The following is a 5831-nucleotide window of genomic DNA, read 5'->3' as shown; positions in this document are numbered from 1 at the left end:
AGCACCGCCGGCAGCACCACCCTCGGCCGCGCCGCCGCTACCCACAAGGCTGCCGTCTTCCATGCCGCCATAGCATCACCATCCCATTCGTCAGCCGCGAAAGGCGGGCCATCTCGCCCCCTGGCCTAACATAGCCGATTGGCAGTTTATATGAAATGATCATAGCATATAAACTATGATGCCAAAAACACTTTGTCTTACGCCTGCAATGCAACGGGAGTGGCCGCATCTGCAGGCCTTTTTCCCCGATTGCCGGCTCGACGCCGGCGCTTCCAGGCCCGCCGATGCGCTCGCGCTGCCCCCCTTGCAGGAAGGCGCCTGGGCCACGCCCGCCTTCCACGCCATTCGCCGGCCCGTGGCAGTGCTGGCACCCTTCGCGCCCCCTTCCCGCCCGGCCCTGCCCCAGGAGGTGCTGCCGGCCTGGCGCGAGGCCTTCGGCGAGGACCCGCCCGCAGCCCTGCTCGACGCCCTCCCCTATACCCGCTTCGCCTGCCCCTTCAGCCCCCGCCCCATCTCGGCCGGGGCGGCGGTGGCCATCCTGGCGCTATGGCGCCGCACCGCGGCACAAAACCGCCAGATCGGCAGCTTCCTCGGCATGGCCGGCTGGAAGCAGGCCGCCATCACCTCCGCCTTCGGCCCGGCCCACTTCGCCAAAAACCCCGCCGCGGCGCTGGCCCGCCCGGGCAAGGTGCTGGCCTGGGCCTCCAGCCTCACCCCCGCCACCGAGGCGGCGGCCGGCGAACGCCTCTGGCGGGTGGAGGATGGCTTCATCCGCTCCCTCGGCCTGGGGGTGAATTTCGCCCCCGCCGCCTCTCTGGTGGTGGACCCCCTGGGCATGCATTACGACCCGGCCCGCCCCTCGCAACTGGAGAAAATCCTCACCGAAACGGATTTCTCCCCCGCCCTGCTGGCGCGCGCCGTCGCATTACGGGCCAGAATCACCGCCGCCAACATCACCAAATACAACCTCGCCGAACCCCCCCCGCCGCTCCCCGCCACCCCCGGCCGCCGCCGCATCCTGGTGGTGGGGCAGGTGGAGGATGACGCCTCCATCCGCAACGGCGCGGGGCGGGTGCGCAGCAATGCCCATCTCCTCGCCGCCGTCCGCGCCGCCGAGCCGCAGGCCTTCCTCATCTACAAGCCACATCCCGATGTGCAGACCGGCTATCGCCGTGGCTATCTCCCCACCCGCGAGGCCCGCCGCCACGCCGATATGGTCGTCACCAGCGGCAATATCGGCACATTGCTGGCGCAGATGGACGCGCTGCACAGCATCACCAGCCTGGCCGGCTTCGAGGCGCTGCTGCGCGGCGTGGCCGTCACCAGCTGGGGCGCGCCCTTCTATGCCGGTTGGGGCCTGACCGATGACCGTGAACCCCCGCCCCGCCGCAGCCGCCCCCTGACCCTGGACGCGCTGGTCGCCGCCTGCCTCATCCTCTATCCGCGCTATCAGGACCCCATACCCCAGTTGCCCTGCACCCCCGAATTGCTGCTGGACCGGCTGGCCGAGCCGGCGCTCTGGCCCCGCCTGCCACCCGGCCGGCGCGCTTACCTGGCGTGGTGGCGCCTCCAGGGCCAATGGCTGAAATTGGCCCGCGCCGCAGGGCTGTGGCGGCGATGAACCCCAAAACCATCATCATCACCGGCGCCTCACGCGGCCTGGGGGCGGCGCTGGCCCGCGCCTGGGCCGCCCCGGGCACGCACCTGGCGCTGATCGGCCGAGACCCAGCCGCCCTGGCCCAAACCGAGGCCGCCTGCCGCGCCGCCGGCGCGCAAACCCGCTCTGCCCTGCTCGATGTGCGAGACGCCGATGCCCTGGCCCGCCAAATCCTGGCCTGGGATGACACAACGCCCTTTGACCTCGTGGTGGCCAATGCCGGCATCACCAGCGGCACCCGCCCCGATGGCGGGCTGGAGGGCCATGCCGCCGCCAGCCGCGTGCTGGCGGTGAACCTGCAAGGCGCGCTCAATCTGGTCGAGCCGCTGCTCCCCCGCCTGCTGGCGCGCCGCCACGGCCGGGTGGCGCTGGTCTGCTCGGTGGCGGCCTTCCGAGGCCTGCCAGACAGCCCGGCCTATTGCGCCGCCAAGGCCGGGCTATGGGCCTATGGCGAGAGCCTGCGCGCCTTGCTGGGGCCGCAGGGCGTGGGCGTCACCACCATCGCGCCCGGTTTCTTCACCAGCGCGATGAGCGATCGTTTCACCGGCAACCACCCCCTCAAACTGAGCACCGAGGCCGCCGCGCGGCGCATCACCCAGGCCATCGCGCGCGACGCCGGACGCTGCATCTTCCCCCGCCGAATGGGCTTAGCCCTCCGCCTGCTGGACCTCCTGCCAGCCGCCCTGGCCGACGGCGCGACGCGGCGCTTCCGCTTCAAAATCCAACCCGACTGACCAGCACCTGCCGCAGCGCCGGCTCCAGATCCTCAGCAGTCAGATGCGGCCCCGCCGCCACGCCCGCCGCGCCATGCAGCCACACCCCGGCGCAGGCCGCCTCAAAACACGGCATGCCCTGCGCCAGCAAGCCGCCGATCATCCCCGCCAGCACATCGCCAGCCCCCGCCGTGGCCAGCCAATGCGGGGCATTGCCATTGATGGCGGCGCGGCCATCGGGCGCGGCAATGACTGTGCGCTGCCCCTTCAGCACCACCACCTGCCCCGCGACGCGGGCGGCGGCCGGCGCATCGGGCGCATCGGGGAAAAGCGCCTCAAACTCCCCCACATGCGGCGTCAGCACCGCGCTTCCGGGCAGGGGCAGGCCAGGGGTCAGGCTGGTCAGCGCATCAGCATCGAGCACCACCGGCCGGCCACTCCCCAGCATGGCCAGCGCCGCCGCCCTTGTGGCCTCACCCCGCCCCGCCCCGGGGCCAATGACGCAGGCGCTCAGCCGGGGCTCGGCCAGCGCCGCCGCCAGCCCCCCGGCCTCGGCCAGCATAATGGCGCTGAGATGGGCGGCATGGATGCGCAGCGCCGCCGCCTCGCCCATCAGGGTCACAATTCCCGCCCCCACCCGCAGCGCTGCCCGCGCCGCCAGCCGCGCCGCGCCAGTGGCAAATTCCGGCCCGCTCCAGACCAGACAGGCGCCCCGACAATATTTATGGCCATCCACCGCCGGCTCCGGCCAGGCATCGCGCCATAGCGCCGGGCCATTCTCCAGCAGTTGCCCAGACCACGCTGCCTTCACGCCGCGTGGCCCAGCCATCCTTGAGGGCATGGATCAGCGTTGTCGCCGCAACGCATCATGCTCAGCCTTCCACCTGATGCACCACAAAGCTGTGCATGGCGCCTGCATCATCACGGATGGAGACATATTCCCCCGGCACGAAGGCATGGTCGCCCAGGCGATACCCCGCCTCATCATCGCGCGTGGTGCTGGCGTCATAATCAAACGCCCAGGTCGCCCCCTGCGCGCCGCCGGGCTTATGGATCAGTTGGCCGCGCCGGTCCGCCTCACCGGCCCAGAAGCGCCGCACCACGCAATGCCGCCGGGTCTCCTTCCAACGCAGCGGGTCGATATGCCCACGGCCATCCAGCGGTGCACGGAAGGAATAACCGTGCCGGTCACTCCCCTCCGGGAATTCCGCGCAGCGGGCGAGGTGCAGGGTGATGTGTTGCAGCGTATCGGGCGATGTCATGGCGATGTCTCCTGCCCGCAGCATAGGCCGGCCCGGCAGCGCCGCTTTGCGCCATATCAAACTGCCCTCGCATGGGCCATGATGGCGCATGCGCACCGTGGAATTTGTCGTGGCCGTGCTGCTGCTGGAACTGACGCCGGGGCCGAACATGGCCTATCTCGCCGCCCTCTCGCTCACCCGGGGCCGACGCGCCGCGCTGGCCGGGGTGGTGGGTGTGGCGCTGGGGCTGGTCACCCATGCGGTGCTCTCGGCGCTGGGAATGGGCGCGCTCGTCGCCGATTACCCGCTGGTTTACGAGGTGCTGCGCTGGGCCGGGGTGGCCTTCATGCTCTTTCTGGCCTGGGAGGGATGGCAAGGCGCCCAGGACAGCGCGGCGGATGAGACCGCCACGGCCTCACCCGCGCAATTGCTGCTGCGCGGCTTCATCACCAATGTGCTGAATCCCAAATCCATCCTGTTCTTCGTCGCCGTGGTGCCGGGCTTTCTCACCGCCCAGGGCAACGCCACCGCCCGGCTGGCCGTGCTCGGCGCGCTCTATGTCGGCATAGCAACCGCGGTGCATATCGCCATCGTGCTGCTGGCCGCCGAATTGCGGCCCTGGCTGCTGAAGGGCCCGCGCAGCCTCTGGGTCCGGCGCGGGCTCTCACTGCTGCTGGCCGGGGCCGCCGCCTGGCTGGCCTTCAGCACCAGTCGTTAATCGATGGCGACCACCAACTTGCCGAAATTCGCCCCATTGAGCATGCCCATAAAGGCCGCCGGCGCATTCTCCAGCCCCTGCACAATATCCTCGCGCGCGCGCATCCGCCCCGAGGCGATATGCCCCAGCATCTCAGCCCGGAATTGCGGATAGCGCCCCCAGCCGGTGTCGCTCACAATAAAGCCCTGCACCCGCAGCCGCTTGCGCACCACAGGCCCAAGATTGGGGCCCGGCGGCGCGCCCTTGGCATCGGCACCCGGCGCCTCATTATACTGCGCCACCATGCCGCACATCACCATGCGGCCGAAATCGCGCAGCCGCGGCCAGACCGCCGCTTGCACCGCACCGCCGACATTTTCCCAATAGACATCAATGCCCTCGGGGCAGGCCTCATCGAGTTGCAGATTGAGGTCACCGCGATGATCCAGGCAGCGATCAAAGCCCAGCTCATTCTCCACAAAGGCGCATTTCGCCGCCCCGCCGGCAATGCCGATCACCTTGCAGCCGATGATCCGGCCCAATTGCCCCACCACCTGGCCCACCGCGCCCGAAGCGGCGCTGACCACCATGGTCTCGCCCTTCTTGGGCATGCCAATATCCTGCAGCCCCACCCAGGCGGTGAGCCCCGGCATGCCCAGCAGCCCCAGATTCTGCGACAGCGGCACCTCGCCCGGCGCGATATGCCGCAGCCGCTCCGGCGCCACCACCGAATATCGCTGCCAGCCATAGCCACCCAGCACCGTATCCCCGGCGGCAAAACCGGCGGCGCGGCTGGCCACCACCTCGCCCACCGTCTGGGCCTCCATCACCGCGCCCAACGCCACCGGTGCGGAATAGCTCTTCGCGTCGCTCATCCGCCCGCGCATATAGGGGTCGAGGCTGAGAAAACGCGCGCGCACCAGCACCTGGCCCTCGGCCGGCTGCGGCATCGCGGTTTCCACGAATTCGAAATCATCCGCATTGGGCGCGCCCACCGGCCGGCGGCGCAGCAAAATGGCTTGATTCATCTCAGTCATGGCGGTTGTCCTCTGTTGATTTGCCGGGCAGGCTACGCCGCATGGAAACGCCCCGCTACAGCATAGATCACATTCATTATCGCACCCTCGACCCCGAGGCCGCCGCCACTTTCTGGCGTGACGTCTTCGGCGCCACCGAAACCGGCCGCGTCGTCAATAATGGCCGGCTTCGGGTGATGTTCGACCTGGGGGGCCTCGCCATCTTCGTCGAGGAAGTCCCCGCTGGCACGCCCCCAACCCCGCCACCCGCCTTCCTCGGCCTCGAACATCTGGCGCTGACCGTCACCGATATGGACGCCGCCGTGGCGCATCTGACGGCCAAGGGCGCCACCCTGGCCAAGCCGGTCAGCAGCCCTCGCCCGGGCATTCGCATCTGCTTCGTCAATGCGCCCGATGGCGCGCAGGTGGAGCTGGTGCAGCGCGGCTAAACCGCCGCCTCCAACAACCCATCCCGCCGCAGCCGCCGCATGAACTCCAGCGCCCCCT

At 69.7% G+C, this 5831-nt stretch carries 7 protein-coding genes; 4 read left to right on the top strand and 3 right to left on the bottom strand.

Annotated elements, in window-relative coordinates:
- Nucleotides 1–208: 208 nt before the first annotated feature.
- On the top strand, nucleotides 209–1621 hold the full coding sequence (locus ABWP84_RS11160) for a hypothetical protein (RefSeq protein WP_353212104.1): 1413 nt from the start codon (nucleotides 209–211) through the stop codon (nucleotides 1619–1621).
- Complete coding sequence (locus tag ABWP84_RS11155) at nucleotides 1618–2391, top strand: SDR family NAD(P)-dependent oxidoreductase (RefSeq protein WP_353212103.1); 774 nt, start codon at nucleotides 1618–1620, stop codon at nucleotides 2389–2391. The genes ABWP84_RS11160 and ABWP84_RS11155 overlap by 4 nt, the downstream gene beginning before the upstream one ends.
- On the opposite strand, the gene ABWP84_RS11150 is transcribed toward ABWP84_RS11155, so the two are convergent.
- Nucleotides 2372–3211 carry an NAD(P)H-hydrate dehydratase gene (locus ABWP84_RS11150; protein ID WP_353212102.1) on the bottom strand — a complete coding sequence of 280 codons (840 nt, stop codon included), beginning with the start codon at nucleotides 3209–3211 and terminating at the stop codon, nucleotides 2372–2374. The two genes, ABWP84_RS11155 and ABWP84_RS11150, sit on opposite strands and share 20 nt — an antisense overlap.
- Nucleotides 3212–3242: 31 nt before the next feature.
- Nucleotides 3243–3632: a hypothetical protein gene (locus tag ABWP84_RS11145; protein ID WP_353212101.1), complete on the bottom strand. Its 390-nt coding sequence runs from the start codon at nucleotides 3630–3632 to the stop codon at nucleotides 3243–3245.
- Between the two features lie 88 nt (nucleotides 3633–3720).
- Between ABWP84_RS11145 and ABWP84_RS11140 the strand changes: the two genes are divergently transcribed.
- Nucleotides 3721–4329, top strand: coding sequence for a LysE family translocator (locus ABWP84_RS11140; protein ID WP_353212100.1), 609 nt, complete (start codon nucleotides 3721–3723; stop codon nucleotides 4327–4329).
- Here the strand turns inward: ABWP84_RS11140 and ABWP84_RS11135 are convergent.
- Entirely contained in the window at nucleotides 4326–5336 is a 1011-nt protein-coding gene (locus ABWP84_RS11135) for an NADP-dependent oxidoreductase (protein WP_353212099.1), read from the bottom strand. The two genes, ABWP84_RS11140 and ABWP84_RS11135, sit on opposite strands and share 4 nt — an antisense overlap.
- 50 nt (nucleotides 5337–5386) lie before the next feature.
- Here ABWP84_RS11135 and ABWP84_RS11130 point away from each other — a divergent pair, with 50 nt between their 5' ends.
- Nucleotides 5387–5773 carry a VOC family protein gene (locus ABWP84_RS11130; protein ID WP_353212098.1) on the top strand — a complete coding sequence of 129 codons (387 nt, stop codon included), beginning with the start codon at nucleotides 5387–5389 and terminating at the stop codon, nucleotides 5771–5773.
- Nucleotides 5774–5831 lie beyond the last annotated feature (58 nt).

It is taken from the genome of Rhodovarius sp., from assembly GCF_040399605.1.
Classification (GTDB): domain Bacteria; phylum Pseudomonadota; class Alphaproteobacteria; order Acetobacterales; family Acetobacteraceae; genus Rhodovarius; species Rhodovarius crocodyli_A.
Note: the sequence above shows the minus strand (reverse complement) of the source record. Positions and strands in the feature narration are given on the sequence as shown.

What these genes read in the sequence shown, in the direction of transcription:
- ABWP84_RS11140 (WP_353212100.1), top strand. Translation starts at nt 3,721, where the DNA reads ATGCGCACCGTGGAATTTGTCGTGGCCGTGCTGCTGCTGGAACTGACG.
- ABWP84_RS11130 (WP_353212098.1), top strand. Translation starts at nt 5,387, where the DNA reads ATGGAAACGCCCCGCTACAGCATAGATCACATTCATTATCGCACCCTC.
- ABWP84_RS11150 (WP_353212102.1), bottom strand. Translation starts at nt 3,211, where the DNA reads ATGCCCTCAAGGATGGCTGGGCCACGCGGCGTGAAGGCAGCGTGGTCT.
- ABWP84_RS11145 (WP_353212101.1), bottom strand. Translation starts at nt 3,632, where the DNA reads ATGACATCGCCCGATACGCTGCAACACATCACCCTGCACCTCGCCCGC.
- ABWP84_RS11135 (WP_353212099.1), bottom strand. Translation starts at nt 5,336, where the DNA reads ATGAATCAAGCCATTTTGCTGCGCCGCCGGCCGGTGGGCGCGCCCAAT.
- ABWP84_RS11160 (WP_353212104.1), top strand. Translation starts at nt 209, where the DNA reads ATGCAACGGGAGTGGCCGCATCTGCAGGCCTTTTTCCCCGATTGCCGG.
- ABWP84_RS11155 (WP_353212103.1), top strand. Translation starts at nt 1,618, where the DNA reads ATGAACCCCAAAACCATCATCATCACCGGCGCCTCACGCGGCCTGGGG.